Below are 20236 nucleotides of genomic sequence, written 5' to 3'. Positions count from 1 at the left end.
CGGCCGCATGAGTGCAGCCGCCGCCATCGTCGTGGGTCCGCGCATGCAGGTGCTGCCGCACGGCGCCGCGCCGTTCGACGCCACCGGCAAGGCCGCCCTGCTGCTGGCGCTGGCGGCGCTGGAAGGCACGGCCGAGCGGCGCCGCGCCGCGCTGCTGCTGTGGCCCGACTCGCCCGAGCGCCAGGCCCGCAACAACCTGCGCACGCTGGTGCACCGGCTCAACCAGCGCTGCGGCGTCGAGCTGCTGCTGGGCACCGAGCAGCTCGGCTTCGACCCGGCCCGCGCCCGCGTGGTGACGCAGGACACCGAGGTGCTGCTGGCGGCCCTCGACGCCGGCGGGCCGCAGGCCTGCGAACTGCTGGCGCAGGCCGGCGTGGACGGCCACGGCTCCGAGGCCCTGGGCGCGTGGCTCGACGCGGCACGGCAGCGCTGGCGCCGGCAGCAGCTGGCCGCGCTGTCCGAGGCGCTGCACGCCGCGCTGGCCGCGGATCGGACCGCCAGCGCGATCACGCTGGCGCGGGCCTGCGTGCAGCTCGAGCCGCTGAGCGAACACTGGCACCGCCAGCTCATGGACACCCTGGCGCGCTGCGGCGACCGCGCCGCGGCGCTGGCGGCCTTCGAGGACTGCAAGCAGCGCCTGCGCCAGCTCCTGGGCGTGCTGCCCGACGAGCAGACGCGCACGGTGCAGCTGCGCATCCTGCAGGGCCAGGCGCAGGCCGCAGCCGCCCCCCCGCAGTCGGTGGCGGTCGGGCTGTCGCCGCTGGGCGGCGCGGCCCGCTTCCCGCTGGTCGAACGCGAGGCGGTCCTGGCCGAGGCCCGGTCGGCGCTGGGCCGGGGCCAGCATGTGGCGCTGCAAGGTGAAGCCGGCGTGGGCAAGACCCGGCTGCTGCGCCATCTGGCCGATCCCGGCGAAGCCGAGCAGGTGGCCATCCGGCCGGGTGCACGCGACGCGCCGTATGCAGCCATCACGCAATGGCTGCAGGAAGTGCAGCCGCGCCGGGCGTTGCGCATCGGGTCGGCCGAGCAGGCCGAACTCGCGCGGCTGGCACCGCACGCCTTCCCCGGCACCCAGCCCGCACAGGCCGGACTCACGGCGTCGCTGCTGCACGAGGCGCTGCGGCACTGGACGCAGCAGCTGCATGCCGCCGGTGTGCGGTGCCTGGTGCTGGACGACCTGCACCACGCCGACGCTGCGTCGCAGGCGGCGCTGGGTGCGCTGCTGGCGCGGCCCGAGGGCGACGCACCGCCGGCGCCGGCGCTGCTGCTGGCCCACCGCAGCGGCGAGATCGGCGCCGCGCTCGCCGAGGCGCTGGTGGCCGCACAGGTACGCGGGCAGGCGAGCTGTCTCACGCTGCAACGGCTGTCGCTGCACGGCGTGCAGCAGCTGCTGGAATCCATGCAGGCCGCGCAGGCCCGCGAGCTGGCACCGCAGCTGCTGCAGCGCACCGGCGGCAACCCGCTGTTCGTGATCGAGCTGGCGCAGCAGACGCTGGAGAACGCCGAGGCGATCACGGCAGCCAGCGGCAACATGGACGCCCTGCTGCGCTCGCGGCTGGCCGGCTGCAGCGCGGAGGCGCAGCAGCTGGCGTCGGTGGCGGCCGTGGCCGCGAGCGACTTCTCGGTGGAAGTGGCCGCGGCCGTCACCGGACAGGCGCCCCTGGCGCTGATGCCGGCGTGGAGCGAACTGCAGCAGCGTGGCCTGTTCGCCGACCACGGCATTGCACACGACCTGGTGCGCGATGCCGCGCTGGGCGCGATGCCGCAGCCGATCCTGCGCAGCCTGCACGCGCAGGTGGCTGCACACCTGGAAGCGCAGGGACTGCACGGCGCGCGCGTGCTGCGGCACTGGCTGGCCGCAGGCCACTGCGACCACGCACTGCCGCACGCCATGCACCAGCTCTACGCCACCAGCGCCGCGGGCTTGTCGACCGAACGGGTCGAGATGGAACTGCTGGGCCTGCTGGAACGGCTGAGCGGACCGGTGCTGCTCGACAACCTCTGGCTCAGCGCCGAGATCCAGGGCCGCTTCCAGACCGACTTCCGGCACGTCGACGTCTGGCCGCGCATGGAAGCCCTGGTGGCCAGGGTCGGGCAGCTGGCCGGCGACGACCCCCGCGTCGCCCAGTGGATGGGCTACGAGAGCGCGCGCGTGCTGTTCCGCCGCGACCGTGCCAGCCGGCAGGCTTACGACAGCCTCCTGCGCGTGACGCAGGCGATGCCGCCGTGCGGGCCGGAGCGCGCCCGTGCCGAGCTGTTCCTGGCCCTGCTGGCCAACAACCTCAACGGCCGCCAGGCCGAACATGCCGGGCGCGCCAAGAATGCCGTCCGCGACCTGCCGCGCACCCCCTGCAATGCCAGGCTGCTCAACTACGTCGAGACCGTCGGCGCCCTGGTATCGAGCGCGCTGGTGCTGATCCGGGACACGGCGACGAGCATGCGCCAGGCACGGCGCGCGGGCGACATGGCGGCGGCGTTCCGCGCCCGGCGCCGCATCGCCATGGCCTTCGCCACCAGCGGTCGGCCCCGCGCTGCCGACCGGCACCTCACCGTCGCAGTCCAGCAGCAGGCCGCCATCGACACCCCGCTGGACGTGACCGGCGAGCCCGTGGTCGAGGGCATGATGGCACTGAGCACGGGCCGTTATGCGGTCGCCAAGGCCTGTTTCCTGCGTCTGGATCGCGCCGAGATGGCGTCGCTCCGCGCGCTCTTCCTGACGCAGCTTGCCCTGCGGCTCGGCCAGTGGGGCCCGGCGCGCGCCCTGTTCGACGGTGTGGAGGCCCAGGACCTGCGGCACCAGTTCCTCTTGCTGCATCTGCATGCCCTGCTGCGATCGGAGCTCGACCGCATCGAGGGCGGGGACACCACGCCGGCGTTGCACGACGCGCTTGCCGCCATGGACGCGCGAGGCATGCAGGGCACCAACCGCCTGATCATGGAGTGGGAACTCATGCGGCGCACGATGCCGGCGCCGGCCTGCCTGGAGGCCGGCGGAGCGCTCGTCGCCGCCCTCCGGGGCCCACCCAGTCTCCCCCGCCTGCCGCACGTGCTGCTCGAAGTGGCCGAAGTGCATGTCCAGGCCGGCAGCCCCGAGGGCCCTGCGCTGGCCCGCGCAGCGGCGCGTGGCCTGCGGCGCGGCGACACGACGCTGACGCTGTACCTGCCCGAGGGCCTGGTGCGTTGCGCGAACCTGCTCGAGGCCAGCGACCCCGCCGAGGCGGCGGCGCTGAGACACGTGGCGCGCCGCTGGGTGCGGCAGGCCCTGCAGCACGTGCCCGACGACGCGCGCGCGGACTTCCTGACCCGGATTCCCGTGAACCGGCTGCTGCTGGACGGGCCGGCATGAGGGCGGCCGCATGAGTGCAGCCGCCGCCATCGTCGTGGGTCCGCGCATGCAGGTGCTGCCGCACGGCGCCGTGCCGTTCGACGCCACCGGCAAGGCCGCCCTGCTGCTGGCGCTGGCGGCGCTGGAAGGCACGGCCGAGCGGCGCCGCGCCGCGCTGCTGCTGTGGCCCGACTCGCCCGAGCGCCAGGCCCGCAACAACCTGCGCACGCTGGTGCACCGGCTCAACCAGCGCTGCGGCGTCGAGCTGCTGCTGGGCACCGAGCAGCTCGGCTTCGACCCGGCCCGCGCCCGCGTGGTGACGCAGGACACCGAGGTGCTGCTGGCGGCTCTCGACGCCGGTGGGCCGCAGGCCTGCGAACTGCTGGCGCAGGCCGGCGTGGACGGCCACGGCTCCGAGGCCCTGGGCGCGTGGCTCGACGCGGCACGGCAACGCTGGCGCCGGCAGCAGCTGGCCGCGCTGTCCGAGGCGCTGCACGCGGCATTGACCGCGGGCGAGGCCGCCCGCGCCATGACCTTGGCGCGGGCCTGCGTGCAGCTCGAGCCGCTGAGCGAGCACTGGCACCGCCAGCTCATGGACACCCTGGCGCGCTGCGGCGATCGCGCCGCGGCGCTGGCGGCCTACGAAGACTGCAAGCAGCGCCTGCGCCAGCACCTGGGCGTGCTGCCCGACCTGCAGACGCGCACCGTGCACCTGCGCCTGCTGCAGGTGCAGGCGCGGGCCCAGGCGCAGGCACAGCCCCTGGCGGCCGTCAACACCGGCCTGACGCCGCTGGGCGGCGCGGCGCGCTTCGCGCTGGTCGAGCGCGAGGCGGTGCTGGCCGAGGCGCAGGCCGCGATGGCCCGGGGCCAGCACGTGGTGCTGCAGGGCGAGGCCGGCGTCGGCAAGACACGGCTCCTGCGCCACCTGGCCGAGGTGGGCGTGGTGGAACCCGTGGTCCTCCGTCCGGGCGCGCGCGACGAGCCCTATGCCGCCGTGGCGCAGCTGCTGCAGGAGGTGCAGCCGCGCCGCGCGCCGCGCATCGGCATGCCCGAGCAGGTCGAGCTCGCACGGCTGGCGCCGCTGGCCTTCCCCGAGGTGCAGCCCTCGCAGTCCGGCCTGTCCGCGCCGCGCCTGCACGCGGCGCTGCGGCACTGGGCCGCGCGGCTGGCCGAGGCCGGCGTGCAGCGGCTCGTGCTGGACGACCTGCACCATGCCGACGCCGCCTCGCAGGCCGCCTTCGCCGCCTTGCTGGCGCCCCACGACGACAGTGCAGCGCCGGTGCTGCCGCTGCTGCTGGCGCACCGCGCCGGCGAGATCGAGGCCCCGCTGGCCGAGGCGCTGGTGGCCGCCCAGGTGCACGACCAGGCCCGCTGCATCACCTTGCAGCGCCTGTCGCTGCACGGCGTGCGCGCGCTGCTGCGCGCCATGCAGGCGGGCAACGACGACGCGCTGGCTGCGCGGCTGCTGCAGCGCACGGGAGGCAACCCGCTGTTCGTGATCGAGCTCGCGCGCCAGCTGCAGGACGCTCCGGAGTCCGATGCCGCCAACGCCGCCACTGCGGCCACGACCGACAACCTCAACGCACTGCTGCGCTCGCGCCTGCAGGGCTGCAGCAGCGACGCACAGCAGCTGGCCTCCGTGGCCGCCGTGGCAGGCCAGGACTTCTCGGTCGAGCTGGCCTCGGCCGTCATCGGCCAGCCGCCGCTGGCGCTGATGGACGCCTGGAACGAACTCCAGCAACGCGGCCTCTTCGCCGACCACGGCACCGCCCACGAACTCGTGCGCGACGCCGCGCTCGCCATGCTGCCCCAGGCCATCGGCCGCACGCTGCACCGCCAGGTGGCGGCGTTCCTGGAAGCGCAGAGCCAGGTGGGCCAGCGCGTGCTGGTGCACTGGCTGGCGGCCGACGAGCACGACCGCGCGCTGCCGCATGCCGTGCACCAGCTGCACGCCGCCCAGCTGGCGGGCCTGTCGACGGTGCAGCTCGAGGTGGAACTGCTGGACCTGCTGGCGCGGCTGAGCGACACGGTGCTGCAGCGTGCGCTGTGGCTCAGCGCCGAAGTCGATGGCGAGGTGCGTGAAGAGATGGTGCTGCGCCAGCACGCGCCGCGGCTGGCGGCGCTGGTGGCGCGCGTGGAGCAACTGCCGCAGACCGGGACCGTGGCGCAGTGGCTGGCCTTCGAGCGCGCGCGCCTGCTGCACTTTCGCGACCAGCAGACCGCACGCGCCTATGCCGAGCTGAGCGCCGTGGCCGAACGGATGGACGAGCGCGGCATCGAGCGCGCCTGGGTCGAGGTGTTCCTGGGCAACGCCGCCTTCAGCCTGAACGGCGCCATGCTCGCGCACTCGCTGCGCGCGCAGGCCGCGATGGCCGGCCTGCCGCGCACCGCCGAGCGGGCGAGGCTGCTGCGCTACATCGACATGCAGTGTGCGTTCCGCCCCGACATCGCAGGCCTGCTGCGCGCGAAGCTGGCGGTGCTGCGCGCGGCGCGCCGCCGGCACGACCACGGCGCCGTGGATGCCGTGCGCCACGAGATCGCGCTGCAGTGCGGCGTGCGGGGGCTGGTGAACTCGTCCTACCGGCAACTGCGCATCGACGCGCACATGCGCCTGCCCGACGAGCGCCTGCGCGCGTACAGCGGCGAGCAGCTCATCTACGGCGTGGCCGCACTGAATGCGGGCCGCTATGCGGCGGCGCTGCGCTTCCTGCAGCTGCAAGGCCCCCCTGGCCGGCAGGCGAGCTGCGGGCTGTTCCGCACGCTCGTCTGGATCAACCTGGGCCAGTGGCGCCGCGCCTGCGAGGAGCTGCAGGCGGTCGACCTGAAGGAACTGGAACAGGACCTGGTGTACCAGAGCGTGTACGCCATCGCCCGCAGCAGGATCGACAGCCATGCCGGTGTGGACGCGCTGCCGGCCCTGCGCCAGCTGCTGGCGCGGACGCGGGAACTCGGGGTGGACGGCATCAACCTGCAGCTGCTGGAGTGGGAGATCGCCCGCTCGCACGCCGATGCCAGCGACGCCGTGGCGCTGGGTGAGCACATGCTCGCCGGCATGCGCCGCTCGCAGGCGGCGGCGCGGCGTCGCACGCCGGTGTTGATCGACCTGGCCGAATTGCACGCCCGGGCCGGCAGCACCGCGGCCCGCACCCTGGCACTGGAAGCGGCGCATGAACTGCGCCGCGGCCGCACCATCTCGACGCTGTACCTTCCCGAGGGCCTGGTGCGCTGCGCAACGCTGCTGCGGCGCAGCGATCCCGCCGAGGCCGCGACGCTGCTGCACGTGGCCCGCCGCTGGCTGCGGCAGGCGCTGCCGCACGTGCCGGACTTCGCGCGGCAGAGCTTCGTCGAGGAGGTGCAGGTGAACCGCCTGCTGCTGGACGACCCCGCGCAGCCCCGCTAGGCGCCCGGGCGGCTTCGCTTCCCGACGCATCACTTCGGCCGTGGTGGCCGCACCGGCGCACGCCGGCGCCTAGGCTGTGCCGCATCGATCCACCCCGGATCCGAACGCGGAGCCCCTCATGTCACAGACCATCCAGTCCGATGCCGGCGCGCGCCTTGCAGACGCCGCCCGTGCCGCCCTGCGCGGCCTCGATGCCGCCAAGTCCAACGCGCCCGACGAGTCGGAGATCAAGACCCTGGTGCAGCAGATGGCGGGGCACATCATTGCCCGTACCGCCGTGCCCGGAGCTGCGGATGCACAGGCGGCAACAGGCACCGACGCGCCCCGCAGCGCGCCTGCGGGCGACGCTGCCGGCGCACTGAGGGCCATGGTGGCGCAGCTGCGCCAGGAGCAGGCCGCCGAGCAGATGGCCGCGCTGCAGGCCGGGGGCCACCAGCGCCTGCTGCAGGCCCAGTTCGAGATGATGGACATGCAGGAGGCCATGGGTGCCCTGGGTGCCCCCGGCGACACGGCCTTCGGCGACCCCGGCATGGCCGGGGATGCGCTGGCGGGCAGGGCCGGCGCAGGCGCGCAGGCGCCCGCCGGCGCGGAGCCGCCGGTGAGCAAGGACAACGAGATCCTGTTCACGCTGCAGAAGCACATGGACAAGATCCCCGACGGCTTCAAGTTCGGCGACCTGGAAAGGCTGTCCAAGGACGAAAGCCTGCCGCCCGATCTGCGCGAGGCCTATGCGAAGCTGAACGACAACCCCGAGTTGCTGGCCCGGCTGGACAACGCCAACCTGTCCGGCGGCCGCATCCGCCAGCGCCGCAACCGCGACGACGAGAAGATCACGCACGGCGACCTGATGAAGGCCTTCGAGGACCCGGCGCTGGTCGCCTACAACCAGCAGAAGAGCCAGGACTACGCCAAGAACTACATCCCGTCGGACGCCTCCGCCGAGCATGCGGTGCCGCATGCGATCACGGCCAGCGAGGCCGCGCGCGAGCTGCACCTGTACGCCGACAGCCTGCCCGACAACATCGACCGCCAGGCGCTGCAGGACATCGTCGACGGCAAGTGCGGCAAGAAGTGCCCGGCGCAGCTGCAGGCGGCCGCGCAGTTCATGCTGGACAACGAGGCCGAGTTCAAGAAGCTGGCTCCCGAGGGCAGGATCGCGCGCGACAAGCTCGAGAACGCCACGCTGGCCAACATCCAGCTGCACCAGCACGAGGTGGACACGCTCCGCGTCGTGCAGGACAACAAGCAGGCCTTCCTCGACGCCGGGGGCGGCACCATCTCGCGCGACTCGCTCGAGAGGATGTGCAACGACACCACGCAGTCGAAGGAGGTGCGCGACGCCGCGGCGCAGCTGCTGGCGAACCCGCTCATCTTCGGCATGCTCGACAACGGCGACAAGGGCTTCGACGCGTCGCGCAGGAACAAGACGCACGACAAGAAGATCAGCGGCGGCGACATCGACGCCTGCATGGCGAAGCTGACCAAGACCAACCTCACGCCGCCGCCCGAGCCCACCCAGGCCCAGCGCGACGCAGCGGCGGCCACGGAACGCGACGCGTCGGCCGTGGACGACATGATGCTGGGCATGGCCGACGACCCCGAGCTGAAGGAGTCGCGGGGCGGACGCACGGGACTGAAGAAGTTCCTGTCCGGCCTGAGCCGCGTGCTCGACGTGGTGAAGGTGGTGCTGGACAGCGTGGCCAGCGTGCTGCCGCCGGGCCTGTCCACCATCGTCGCCGGCATCGGGGCGGGCGTGGCTGCGGCGAACAACTTCGGCTGCAAGATGACCATGATGCGCATGGACGGCATGTCGCGCGAGGAGTCGCGCAAGGCCGCCGGCAAGATGATGGCCATGGACGCGGCAGGCAGCGCGCTGAGCATGGTCCCGGGTGGCGGCATCGCCGCGCAGGGTGCCATGCAGGCCGCCAAGGCGGGCGCCACCATCGCGGTGAAGGAAGGCGCGGAGGCCGCGGTCAAGGTGGGTGTGCGCGAAGGCACCGAGGCCGCGCTGAAGGTCGGGGTGAAGGAAGGCACCCAGAGCGCCGCCACCAGCACCGTTGCGACCACCACGCGCAAGGTCACGCAGGAGGCCGCGGAGGCCGGCGCCCAGCAGACCACGAAGCAGTCGTTCAAGGAAGGCCTCAAGGACGGCCTGCAGGAAGCCGCCACCGACCAGGCGATGTACGAGGCGCAGATGCTGGCGCAGCGCAAGCAGCAGTACGAGGCGCAGGTGATGGCGCAGGGCGGCGCCGCCGTGCAGGGCCCGTCGATGGATCAGCAGGTGGCGATGCAGATCGCGATGAACCAGCTCGTCACGGCGGCCAACACGCCGATCGCTCCTCAGCCCACCGTGAACATCGACATGAACAGCTCCAACCCCTGGGGCGGTGCGTTCGGCGATGCCTTCGGCGTGGAGAGCGACGACGAGGAAGAAGACGCCGAAGAGAAGAAGTAGGCGCACCGGCCCGCCCCCGACCTGCCATCGCCCGCGCGCAGCCCGAGCTGCCCGCGGGCGATGCCCGTTTCTGTCGGCCCCGCAGCCACGCACCACCGGACGCGGCTTCGCTTCAGGCGGCGTCGGTTCGGGCGCCCTGCCCGCCGCGCGCACGCACGGCCTCTACGCTGCGTTGCAACGATCCAGCAGGGATCGGCACGTGGAGCCTCTCATGTCACAGCCCCTTCAGTCCGATGCCCGCGCGCGTGGGCATGTGCGTGCGCAGGGCATGGCCGGCACCGCAGTGCGCGGCTCCGAGGGCCGCGGCGCCGGCTTGGCCGACCCGGCGGGCAGCAGGTCCCCGGTCCAGCGCATGACGGGCGGCGCCACCGCCCGCCCCGGTCCGCCCGGCGCCACCGAAGGCGGCCCACCGGCCCGACCCGGGGCGCGCTCGCAGGATGCGCAGGCGGCACTGCAGATCGCCATGCACCAGCTGCTCGCGGCCGCGAACACGCCTGTCGAGCTGCCGCCCGTCGGGGACACCGGCATGAACAGCGTCAACCCCTGGGGCAATGCCTTCGGCGTGCAGGACGACGACGAGGCGTCGGAAGAGGAAGGCGACAAGCGCTAGCCGCGCTGCCCGAGCCGTGCATGCACCACCGCCCGACCACCCCGAGGCCCGCCTGACGTGACCCACCCCGCCCGCTTCCGACCGGTGCTGCTGATCGCAGCCCTCGCGGCCTGCGCCGTCGCGCCCGACAGCGCCGCAAGCCCGCGGCTGCCGGGCAAGTCCTTCGTCTACGACGCGCGGCAGGTCCAGCTCGACGAGCTGCTGCGCGACTTCGCCGGCGCGATGGGCTTGCCCATCGTCATTGCGGAGGGCGTGACGGGCACCGTGAATGCACGCTTCGCCACCACGCCGCGCTCGTTCCTGGACCTCATCAGCCGCAGCTTCGGGCTGATCTGGTACTACGACGGCGGCGCGGTGTACGTCTACCCATCGGCCCAGATGCAGAGCCGGCTGTTCAAGCTGGGCGGCCCGGTGGCCGAGGGCGCCGAGGCCAGGATCCTGTCCTTCGGCCTGGTGGACAGCCGCTACCCGCTGCGCTTCCTGCCGTCCCAGGGCGGCATGCTGGTGTTCGCGTCCGGGCCGCCGCGGCACATCGAGGTGGTGGAGGCGCTCATCGCCGTGCTCAACGACAACGAGGCGCCGCCCAGCCCCGAGACGACACGCAGCTTCGTGCTCGTCCATGCGTCGGCGGTGGACCGCACGGTGATGGGCGTGGCCGTGCCGGGCGTGGCCTCGACGCTGGCGGGCTTCTACGGCCAGCGCGGCGCCGGCCCCGGCGGCAACGGGCCGGCACACCCCGCCGAAGAGGCCCTCAACGCCGTGCCGGGCAACACCGCGGCGCAGATGGCGCTGGTCGAAGGCTCGCCCGAGAGCCGCGCGCGGCGTGACGCCGCGATGCAGAACATCGGCCGTTCGCTCACCGCCGGCGGCACCACGCAGGCGCTGGCGCCGAACCGGCCCGCCACGGGCGGCCTGTACACGCCGGCACCACCGCCGCCGCCGAAGCGCAAGCCCGGGCCCGTGAGTTTCGCTGCCGACGAGACCACCAACCTGCTGCTGGTGCGTGCGCCCGAGGACCAGATGCCCGCCATCGAGGCGTTGATCGCCCAGCTCGACGTGCCGCGCGACATGATCGAGGTCGAGGCCACCATCATCGACATCTCGTCCGACGAGGTGCAGGCCCTCGGCTTCGACTGGCGCTTCAACAGCAACTCGCGCCAGGTCGAGCTGTCGCCGGCCACGGCCACCACCACCACGTCGGGCGCCATCCCGCAGGGCGGCGGCTTCAACATCACGACGCTGCTGGCCTCGGGCGGCCGCGACCTGCTGGCCCGCATCCGCGCGCTCGAGGCCAACGGCAGCGCGCGCGTGGTCTCGCAGCCCAAGGTGCTGGGTGCCGGCAACCGCACCGCAGTGCTGTCCGACAAGCGCACGGCCTCGGTGCGCGTGGCCGGCAACCAGGACGCCAAGCTCTACTCGGTGGAGACCGGCACCACGCTGCAGGTCACGCCGCGGATCATCCGTGAGCCCGCCACCACGCGCATCGGCATGGAACTGGTGATCGAGGACGGCGGCTTCGGCAGCGACGCGGTCGACAACGTCCCGATCGCGCAGCGCACCTCCATCAGCACCATCGCCACGCTCAACGAAGGCCAGGCGCTGCTCGTCGGCGGCATCGCCGTCGAAGGCTCGAGCAGCGGCACCTCGGGGATCCCGGTGCTGTCGAAGCTGCCGCTCGTGGGCGGCCTGTTCCGCTTCGATGCGGCGCAGTCCTCGCGGCGCCAGCGCCTGTTCCTGATCACACCCAAGCGCGTGCTGCTCGATGCCGCGGCCCCGCCTGCCATCCCCGCCAGCGCCGCGGCACCGGCCCTGCCGGCGGCCTCGGCTGCATCCGTGCCTGCACCTGCTCCCGACGCCACCAGCCCCCTCGAGGTGCGCCAGCCATGACCACGCTGCGCGTCCTCAGCGGCCTGCATGCAGGCGCCTCCATCGCATGGTCCGGCACCCGGCTGCGGCTCGGTCCCAGCGAAACGCTCGACGTCTACATCGGAGACTGGAATGCCCCGGAACTGGAACTGGAACGCGATCAGGAAGGCCGGCACCTCGCGCGCTGGACGGCTGCGGACGGGGATCTGGAGGTGGCGGGACAGCAGCGCGAGGGCGCGACGGCCTGTTGCCTGCTGCACCCCTGGGTGCCGGTGCGCTTCGGCGCAGTCATCCTGTGCATCGGCCCGTCGGACCAGCCCTGGCCCGACGACGCGCAACTGCTGCAGCGGTGCTTCGCGCCGCAGCCGTCGGCGCCCTGCGATCCCGAGCTACCGCCGCGTCGCGCGCCACGCCGCCGTCTGCTGATGGTGCTGGCCGCCGTCCCGTGCGTGGTGATCGCGGCCACGGCCGCGATGAGTCGCGCCGACGGGTCGGGCGCCGCTCCGGCGTCCGCTGCGCCGGAAGCGCCCGAGGTGGTCGTTTCTCCTGCATCCGCTGGTGCGTCTGCCGACGCCGCAGCATCCGCCGCGCCGGCGACTCCTGCAGCCCAGCCCGACCCGGTGCGGCAGCTGCGCCGCTTGCTCGACCCCGCCGCGCTGGCAGGTCTGGCACTCGAGCCCGCGGGCGAGCGTGTCGTCGTGCGCGGCGTGCTCGGCAGCCGCGCCGAGGTCGACCGGCTCAACCAGCTGCTCGACCAGCTGCCGCCCACTTTGGCCGTCAGCCGCCGCTTCGTGGCCGTGCCCGAGATCATCGACCGGCTGTACGAGTCCATTCCGGACAGCGGCCTGAAGGTGGCGCATGCGGGGCAGCACCTCTTCCGCATCACCGGCAGCGTGGACGACATCGACCGCAGCACGCAGGCCGTGGAACGCATCGCCGCGGACCTTGCCGAGTTCGGCCTGCGCATCGACACCGCGCTGCAGGAGCGCAACGCCGGCATCCCCGCGCTCAGCGGGATGCTGGTGGACAGCCAGGGCACGTCCTTCCTGCGCACCCGCGACGGCGTCAAGCACATCGTGCCCGCACCTGCGGTGAAGAAGCCTGCCACCGAGACCGCGCGATGAGCCACGGGCGCGCCCCCAGCTTCTGCGCCACGACCGACCGCTGCAACGCAACGCGCCGCAAGGCTTCGCATGCCCTCACACCGCTTCGTGTCGCAGGCTTCCAGCGCGCAGGCGGCTTCCTAGACTGGCTTCACACCCGGTCACCAGACCGGGCCAGGAGACCCCGCTCATGAACCTCGACGACACCGCTGCCGAACGCCTGCTTGCCTTCTGCGGCCGGCTGCCGGCCTTTCCGGGCGACCAGCGCCAGGTGGAAAGCAATGCGCGCTTCGCCCTCGAGTGCTTTGCGCAGCGGCGCAGCGCCATCGAGAACGAGATCCACACGGGCGGCCAGCCGGGCCAGGACATGGCCGCGCTGCGCTGCGAGCTCGAAGCACTCGACGCCGCCCACAGCGTGGTGACGCAGCTCTGGCAGCGCCGCTTCGGCACTGCGCTGGCCGCGGGCTGAACCACCTCACACACCCCTTCTGCGGAACGAGCGACCGCGGACAGCCGGCACGGGCCGGATCAACTCGCTCTGTTTTTTCTGGAGAAACGAAATGCCAACCTCGGGAACGATCAGCAACCACAACAACGCCCCGTACGTGCCGTCGGCAACCAGCGGCGGGGCAGCCGCCCTGGGCGGCGCCGCGGCCACCGGCCTGGCCACCTCCGCGGCCACCGCGGCCTCGATCGCGGCTTCCGCCGGCGGCGCGGCCATGGTGGGCGGTTCCGTCGGGATGGGGATGGACGCGGGTGCCATGTCGGCCGAGGCCATCATGGCCAAGGCCAACGACGTGCAGAACAAGCTGGCCATGGCCTCGGCGGCCAACCAGGTCGCCGGCCTCGTGCGCTCGATGATGATGCAGGTGCTGCGCGACTTCATCAAGGACGCGAAGGACACCGTCAAGGACCAGGGCGAAGCCGGCCACAAGCCGTAATGCGCGCCGCCAGGGCAATGGCCGCGGGGTGCTCAAGCCCTGCCGGCCGCTGCCCAGCGCGGGCGCAATGCCCGCGCATCCCATCCCCATCCCGGAGCTTTGCGCATGGAAACGCAAGAACGCCACGACCCGATGCACATCGCGATCAAGTACGTCGCGGGTGTGTGCATCGACGAGAACTTCCTCGACGAGGCCGAGTCGATGCTGGTCTTCCTGGACATGGTGCGCATCGCGCCGCGCACCGTGGGCCTGCTGCACGTGTGGACGCGCAGCCAGCGCGGCGACCTGCGCGAAGCACTGCGGCGCTGCAACGAGCTGAGCGAGCTCTACCCCGACGCGGAGGAGTTCCAGCCCCTGCTGGCCGTGCTGCGGTATGCCGGCGGCGAGCCCACGTGGCGCGCGGTGTGCGACCGCCTCGTCGACTCGGCGACGGCCAGCGCCGAGAGCAAGCAGCTGGCGCGTTCGCTGCTCGACGGCACCTTCGGCAAGAAGAAGGGCCAGCAAGGCGCCGCGTCCGGCGCAACCGACAGCCCGACCGAGAGCGCCGACGACGCACCGGCCGGGTCTTTCGACTTCGCCGCGCACGGCAGCTTCATGCGCGCCTGAACTTCCAACACCCTTCCTCCACAGGACACCCCGCCATGGACACCAACAGCTTCGTCAGCGCCGTGCGTCCCGCCTCGGAGGTCGGCCCGTCGCTCGACGCGCCTTTCAGCCCCGGCACGCCGCCGTCGGCACCCCCGGAGCTGGTGAGCAAGTTCCAGGCGCTGATGGCCCGCACGCCCGCTGCCGAAGGCGGCGACGCGAATGCGGCGCTGGTGCCGGCGGCCGCGGTGGCCAAGGTCGACGACCACATCCGCCACCACGCCGAGATCATCGACCGCGTCGCCTCCGTCAAGTCCGGCGAGATGAGCCTGGCCGACCTGCAGGTGATGCAGATGCAGAGCACGGTGCAGCTGGGCATGATGTCGATGACGCAGGCGGCCTACTTCCAGGTGCTGGGCTCCAGCAAGAGCAGCGTCAGCGCGCTGATGAAGAACCAGTAGGCGGCGTGGCCATGTTCCTCGCCCCTGCCCCTGCCCCTGCCGGGCGCCGGGCCTGCCGGCGTGCCCTGCGCTGCGTGCTGCTGGCGTGGCTCGTCGCGGCGCTGGCGGCCCTGGCCGGCTGCCAGGTCGACCTGCACACCAAGGCCACCGAGACCGACGCCAACGAGATGCTCGGCACGCTCCTGGCCGCGGGCATCGACGCGCGCAAGCACACGCCCGACGCCGGCAAGACCTGGTCCATCAGCGTCGAGGAAACGCAGATGGTGCGTGCCATCGACGTGCTGCGCGACAACGCGCTGCCGCGCGAGCGCCGCGCCACGCTGGGCGACCTGTTCAAGAAGGAAGGCCTGATCTCGTCGCCCACGGAAGAACGCGTGCGCTTTCTCTACGGCATCGAGCAGAGCCTGTCCGAGACGCTGAGCAAGATCGACGGCGTGATCGTGGCGCGCGTGCACATCGTGCTGCCGAACAACGACCCGCTGGCCACGGTCACCAAGCCTTCCAGCGCGTCGGTGTTCGTGAAGGTGCGTCGCGGCACCGAGATCCAGGCCCTGGTGCCTGCCATCAAGAACCTGGTGGTGCATGCCGTCGAGGGGCTCGAATACAACCAGGTCACGGTGACGCCGGTGGCCGCCGTCAGCTCGTCGGTCAACGACACCACGCCGTCGCGCGCGCAAGCCGTCGATCCGGCCGAGGCGGGCCGGCCCGGGCTGGCGGTGCAGCTGGGTGCCGGCCTGCTGGCCCTGCTGGTGCTGGCGGCCGTGGGCGCGCTGGCGCTCAAGAAGGGCTGGCGGCCGGCGCGCTGGCGCCAGGGTGGCGTGCCGGTGTCGACCAGCAGCGAAGTGGTCCCCGCCGATGGCCCCGCCCGTTGACTGCGGCGACGCCGACCGCGCCGTGCGTGCCTGCCGCCTCGCCGAGCAGGCAGGGCAGGTGCTGCACGACCTGCCGCGGCACCTGCACCCGGGGTGGATCGACGCCGTGGGCGCCGACCCGGCACTGCTGGCCGCCGGCGGCCCGGGGCTGCTGAACACCGCGCTGCTGGCGCGCTTCGACCTGCGCTGGCCCGACCTGTCGGCCGCCCAGCACGCGCTCGAGATCGCATGGCTGCTGCCGCCCGGCCAGCTGGCACGGCTGTGCGCGGCGCGGGCGCTGTTCGCGGTGCGCGGCGCGCTGGCGCGCAGTGTCGATGCGGGTGCGCGGCGCCGCGCGCGCGCACTGGTGGGCGACAGCAGCTTCGAGGCCCTGATGGCCGTGCCGCAGGCCAGGCGCGACGCCGCGGCACCGGCCGCAGCACTGCCGGGCGACGACGCGCCAGCCGTGCAGGCGCGCGGCTGGACCCTGCTCGACCAGGCGCTGCGCTGGCGCGACGCGCGTTCGCGCAGGCTGATCGAGCTGATGCTGCCACCGCCCCCGTCGCCGGTCCGCCCCCCCGCCTCCACGCCGGTCGCGGCGCCCGAACACGCTTACGCGGCGGAACACGCCGCCTTCGCAGCCGCATTGCACACCTTGTTTCCGGAGCACGCATGGCTTTTTGGCTCAGAACCGGCGACCTTGACATCGGCGTGAGCGACGGCGTGGTCCGCGGCGCGGACTTCGCCGACCTCGTGCAGGCCTGCGAGGTCAACGCGATGGCGGCGCAACACCTGCTGCAGGCAGGCGAGGAAGCTTCGGCGATCGTGGCCGAGGCCCTGCGCCAGGCCGAGCTGCGCATCACGCAGGCGCTGGGCGAGTGCGGGCGCATCCGCGCCGAGGCCCGCGAGGAAGGCCTGCGCGACGCCGCCGAGCGCTGGGCCCACGAGATGGCCGAGAAGGCCTTCGACGCACAGCGCAGCATCCAGCGCGCCTCCGACCGGCTGGCCGAGCTGGTGAGCCTGGCCACGCAGCGCGTGATCGAGGTCGAGGACAAGGACGGCCTGTACCGGCGCGCCCTGCGCACCGTGCGCCACCTGGCGAGCGACTCGAAGACGCTGGTGCTGCACATCGGCGCCGACGACGCCGAGTACGCGCGCTCGGTGGTGGGGCAGCTGGCCGAGGAGATCGGCATTGCCGTGCCGCTGGAAGTGAAGGTCGACAGCCGGCTGCTGTCGGGCGGCTGCGTGCTCGAGTCCGACTACGGCGTCATCGACGCCAGCCTCGGGCTGCAGATCCAGGCCGTGAAGAAGGCCATCAGCAAGGCCGCGCGCGCGGCGATGAGCCACATGGACGACACCGCGGCCGCGACCGCCACGCCGCCGCGGCACGCCATGGGCGACGACGACACCGGCGCACAGGGGCAGGCCCATGCACCTGGACCTTGACCAGTTCACGCGCGCGCTGCGACAGGCGCTGCTGGACGACCCGCCGCTGCCGGCCACCGGCAAGGTCTTCGAGGTGCTGGGCACGCTGATCCGCGTCAGCGGCATGAACGTCAAGCTCGGCGAGCTCTGCGAGCTGCGCGACCGCTCGGGTGCGGTGCTGCAGAAGGCCGAGGTGGTGGGCATCTCGCGCAGCACGGCGATCCTCTCGCCCTTCGACCAGCTCACCGGCATCTCCACCGACACGCGCGTGTTCGGCACCGGGCGGCCGCTGTCGGTGCCGGTGGGCAACGGCCTGCTCGGCCGCGTGCTCAGCGGCCTGGGCGAGCCCACCGACGGCAAGGGCGAACTGCTGTGCCGCGAGGAGCGCCCGGTGTTCCGCGACCCGCCCGACCCCATGTCGCGCCGTGTCATCGAACACAGCATGCCCACCGGCGTGAAGACCATCGACGGCCTCATGACGCTGGGCGAAGGCCAGCGCATGGGCATCTTCGCACCGGCCGGCGTCGGCAAGAGCACGCTGATGGGCATGCTCGCGCGCGGCACGAAGTGCGACGTCAACGTCATCGCGCTGATCGGCGAACGCGGCCGCGAGGTGCGCGAGTTCATCGAGATGATCCTCGGCGAGGAAGGCATGCGGCGCTCGGTGGTGATCTGCGCCACGTCGGACCGCTCCTCGATCGAGCGCGCCAAGGCCGCCTACCTGGCCACCGCGGTGGCCGAGTACTTCCGCGACCGCGACCAGAAGGTGCTGCTGATGATGGACTCGCTCACCCGCTTCGCGCGTGCGCTGCGGGAGATCGGCCTGGCGCGCGGCGAACCGCCGGCGCGGCGCGGGTTCCCGCCATCGGTGTTCGCCGAGATCCCGCGCCTGCTGGAACGCGCCGGCATGGGCGCGCGCGGCTCGATCACGGCGCTGTACACCGTGCTGGCCGAAGACGAGACCGGCGGCGACCCGATCGCCGAGGAGGTGCGCGGCATCCTCGACGGCCACATGATCCTGTCGCGCCGCATCGCCGCGAAGAACCAGTACCCGGCGATCGACGTGCTGGGCAGCCTGAGCCGCGTGATGACGCAGGTGGTGCCCGCCCGGCACGCCCAGGCCGCCGGGCGCCTGCGCAAGCTGATGGCCAAGTACGACGAGGTCGAGACGCTGCTGCAGGTGGGCGAGTACGCCAAGGGCAACGACGCCGAGGCCGACGAAGCCGTGGCCAAGATCGACGCGATCAAGGCCTTCCTGAACCAGCGCACCGACACGCTCAACGGCTTCGACCAGACACTGGCCGAACTGAACCGCCTGGTGGCGTCGTGAGCAGTGCCGGCGGCAACCGCACCCGTGCCCTCAAGGTGCTGGTGGGCGTGCGCGAACGCCGCGGCCGCACGCTGGAAGAGGCGGTGGACGCCGCGCTCGAGCAGCAGGCCGAGGCCCGCAGCGTGGAGCAGGCCGCGCAGCAGGCACTGGTGGACGTGCTGGCCGCCGAGGCGGGCGAGCGGGCCAAGCTGCTGTCGCTGACCGACGCCGGCTGCACCTTCGACATCAACACCCTGATGCTGCGCGAGCACGTGGCCGAGACCATGAAGGGCAAGGTCGCGCTGCAGCAGCAGGACGTGGAACGCTGTGGCGCCGTGGTGACGCAGTGCACGCAGGCCGTGCGCGAGCGCCGCGGCGACCTGGCGCGCAACCGGCAGAAGGTGGACAGGCTGAAGGACGACATCACGGCGCTGCGCACCCAGCGCCAGCGCGATGAGGACGACCAGCAGGACGAAGAGGCCGAAGAGGCGGCCATCAGCCGCATGATCCAGGACCGCGCCGTCGACACCGCGGGCTCCGGGGCCGGAACAGAGGCCCAGCCATGACCGACATGCCCACCGGCGGCGACGTGCGCTTCGTGGCGCTGGTGCTGTTCGAGATGCTGCAGTCGCTGCAGGTCAGCGCCTCCGCGGTGGCGCTGTACATGATCCGCTTCGTGGTGGTGCTGCTGGTGCTGCCGGTGACGGCCGAGCAGATCATCAACAACATGTCGCGCATGGGCATCGCGATGATCCTGGCGCTCTACGTGGCCATGGGCCGGCCGTGGGACGAGCTCAGCAGCCTGAGCGGTGCCGAGATCGGCTTCATCGCGCTGAAGGAGGCGATCCTCGGCCTCGCGCTGGGCTTTGCGATGTCCACGGTGTTCTGGGTGGTGGAGTACGTGGGCGCGCTCATCGACACCGCCGCGGGCTTCAACAACGTGCAGCTGCAGAACCCGATGAGCGGCGAGCAGTCCACGCCGGTCTCGAACCTGCTGGGCAAGCTGGCGGGCGCGGTGTTCTTCTCGATCGGCGGCGCCCTGTTCTTCGCGCAGGCCATGTTCGAGTCGTACCAGGCCTGGCCGCTGGCCGACATGATGCCCTCGGCGCAGGGCATGTACGCCGTGTTCCTGGAGCAGCAGATGGGCTCGGTGTTCAGCAACATGCTGAAGCTGGCAGCGCCGGTGCTGATCGTGGTGATGCTCATCGACGTGGGCATCGGCCTGCTGTCGCGTTCGGCCGAGAAGCTGGAGCCGGCCAGCCTGGCGCAGCCGATCAAGGGCGTGGTCGCGGTGCTGATGCTGCTGGTGATGGTGAGCGTGGTCTTCGAGCCGCTGCGCCAGTTCCTGGTGCCGCGCGGCGTGGTGCAGCAGTTGTCGCCGCAAGCGGCCGAGCCGGCGCCGAAACGCTAGCCCGGACTGCTTGCCGGCCCGCTTCGCATGCGCACCCCTTGCTTCGCAGGCCGGCGCACGCGGCGCAGGCCGGGCCGGTAGCCTCGGCCCACCATGGTGAGCAGTCTCGTCTTCAGCACCGTCGATCCGGGCGCGCCCCGGGCCGAACCACCGGCCATGGCCATGCCGACGCCCACGGCGGCACCCGTCTTCGCCGGCAGCGGCCTGGACGACGCACTGCGCAGCGCCCTGTCGGTGGCGCTGCGGGCCGAGCACACGATGAACCGGCTCGCGGCCGTGAGCGCCTACTACTCGGCGCTGAGCGCGAGCGCGGAGTTCCGCTCGACCGCGATGCGCGCCTTCCGGCAGGACGTCAAGGACCCGGTGAAGGACCAGGGTGAAGCCGGCCGCAAGCCCTGAGCGGCGGCGGCCGCCGCTTCGCGCCGACACGCCCGGCTTCGCACCCGCCGACACCCGCCCAGCGCCCCGTGCGCATCCTCGGGTTCGACGCGGCACCA

General features: G+C 72.6%; 17 protein-coding genes. All 17 read left to right on the top strand.

Translation table 11 applies throughout. From position 1 onward, the window contains the following. Positions 1 to 7 precede the first annotated feature (7 nt). Positions 8 to 3343 (top strand): BTAD domain-containing putative transcriptional regulator, encoded by a 3336-nt coding sequence (locus ACPOLB_RS24900; protein ID WP_425258750.1) that lies wholly within the window; start codon positions 8 to 10, stop codon positions 3341 to 3343. Positions 3344 to 3353: 10 nt separating this feature from the next. After that, positions 3354 to 6722, top strand: coding sequence for a BTAD domain-containing putative transcriptional regulator (locus tag ACPOLB_RS24895; protein WP_425258749.1), 3369 nt, complete (start codon positions 3354 to 3356; stop codon positions 6720 to 6722). Between the two features lie 118 nt (positions 6723 to 6840). After that, positions 6841 to 9177 carry an HrpF/NolX family T3SS translocon protein gene (locus ACPOLB_RS24890; protein WP_425258748.1) on the top strand — a complete coding sequence of 779 codons (2337 nt, stop codon included), beginning with the start codon at positions 6841 to 6843 and terminating at the stop codon, positions 9175 to 9177. Positions 9178 to 9388: 211 nt separating this feature from the next. Further along, entirely contained in the window at positions 9389 to 9787 is a 399-nt protein-coding gene (locus ACPOLB_RS24885) for a hypothetical protein (RefSeq protein ID WP_425258747.1), read from the top strand. A 57-nt stretch (positions 9788 to 9844) separates the two neighbouring features. Next, positions 9845 to 11674 (top strand): type III secretion system outer membrane ring subunit SctC, encoded by a 1830-nt coding sequence (sctC, locus tag ACPOLB_RS24880; protein WP_425258746.1) that lies wholly within the window; start codon positions 9845 to 9847, stop codon positions 11672 to 11674. Further along, entirely contained in the window at positions 11671 to 12777 is a 1107-nt protein-coding gene (locus ACPOLB_RS24875; protein ID WP_425258745.1) for a hypothetical protein, read from the top strand. Before sctC ends, ACPOLB_RS24875 begins: the two co-directional genes overlap by 4 nt. A gap of 169 nt (positions 12778 to 12946) precedes the next feature. Next, positions 12947 to 13225 (top strand): hypothetical protein, encoded by a 279-nt coding sequence (locus tag ACPOLB_RS24870; protein ID WP_425258744.1) that lies wholly within the window; start codon positions 12947 to 12949, stop codon positions 13223 to 13225. A gap of 91 nt (positions 13226 to 13316) precedes the next feature. Continuing rightward, positions 13317 to 13697 (top strand): hypothetical protein, encoded by a 381-nt coding sequence (locus ACPOLB_RS24865; protein WP_425258743.1) that lies wholly within the window; start codon positions 13317 to 13319, stop codon positions 13695 to 13697. Positions 13698 to 13802: 105 nt separating this feature from the next. Then, positions 13803 to 14303, top strand: a complete 501-nt coding sequence (locus tag ACPOLB_RS24860; protein ID WP_425258742.1) for a hypothetical protein — start codon at positions 13803 to 13805, stop codon at positions 14301 to 14303. Positions 14304 to 14338: 35 nt separating this feature from the next. Further along, positions 14339 to 14743 (top strand): hypothetical protein, encoded by a 405-nt coding sequence (locus ACPOLB_RS24855; RefSeq protein WP_425258741.1) that lies wholly within the window; start codon positions 14339 to 14341, stop codon positions 14741 to 14743. 11 nt (positions 14744 to 14754) lie between these two features. Further along, a complete protein-coding gene (gene sctJ / locus ACPOLB_RS24850) occupies positions 14755 to 15615 on the top strand; it encodes a type III secretion system inner membrane ring lipoprotein SctJ (RefSeq protein ID WP_425258739.1) in 861 nt (286 codons plus the stop codon). Continuing rightward, positions 15599 to 16309 (top strand): type III secretion protein HrpB4, encoded by a 711-nt coding sequence (locus ACPOLB_RS24845; protein WP_425258738.1) that lies wholly within the window; start codon positions 15599 to 15601, stop codon positions 16307 to 16309. The genes sctJ and ACPOLB_RS24845 overlap by 17 nt, the downstream gene beginning before the upstream one ends. Next, positions 16267 to 17040 carry a type III secretion system stator protein SctL gene (sctL, locus tag ACPOLB_RS24840; RefSeq protein WP_425258737.1) on the top strand — a complete coding sequence of 258 codons (774 nt, stop codon included), beginning with the start codon at positions 16267 to 16269 and terminating at the stop codon, positions 17038 to 17040. The genes ACPOLB_RS24845 and sctL overlap by 43 nt, the downstream gene beginning before the upstream one ends. Continuing rightward, entirely contained in the window at positions 17024 to 18349 is a 1326-nt protein-coding gene (gene sctN / locus ACPOLB_RS24835; protein ID WP_425258736.1) for a type III secretion system ATPase SctN, read from the top strand. Before sctL ends, sctN begins: the two co-directional genes overlap by 17 nt. Further along, entirely contained in the window at positions 18346 to 18894 is a 549-nt protein-coding gene (locus ACPOLB_RS24830) for a hypothetical protein (RefSeq protein WP_425258735.1), read from the top strand. Before sctN ends, ACPOLB_RS24830 begins: the two co-directional genes overlap by 4 nt. Beyond that, complete coding sequence (gene sctT, locus ACPOLB_RS24825; protein WP_425258734.1) at positions 18891 to 19739, top strand: type III secretion system export apparatus subunit SctT; 849 nt, start codon at positions 18891 to 18893, stop codon at positions 19737 to 19739. Before ACPOLB_RS24830 ends, sctT begins: the two co-directional genes overlap by 4 nt. A 93-nt stretch (positions 19740 to 19832) precedes the next feature. Further along, positions 19833 to 20138: a hypothetical protein gene (locus ACPOLB_RS24820; protein ID WP_425258733.1), complete on the top strand. Its 306-nt coding sequence runs from the start codon at positions 19833 to 19835 to the stop codon at positions 20136 to 20138. Positions 20139 to 20236: the final 98 nt, after the last annotated feature.

Origin of the sequence: Rubrivivax soli, from assembly GCF_049810355.1 — a bacterium.
Lineage (GTDB): Bacteria > Pseudomonadota > Gammaproteobacteria > Burkholderiales > Burkholderiaceae_C > Rubrivivax.
Note: the sequence above shows the minus strand (reverse complement) of the source record. Positions and strands in the feature narration are given on the sequence as shown.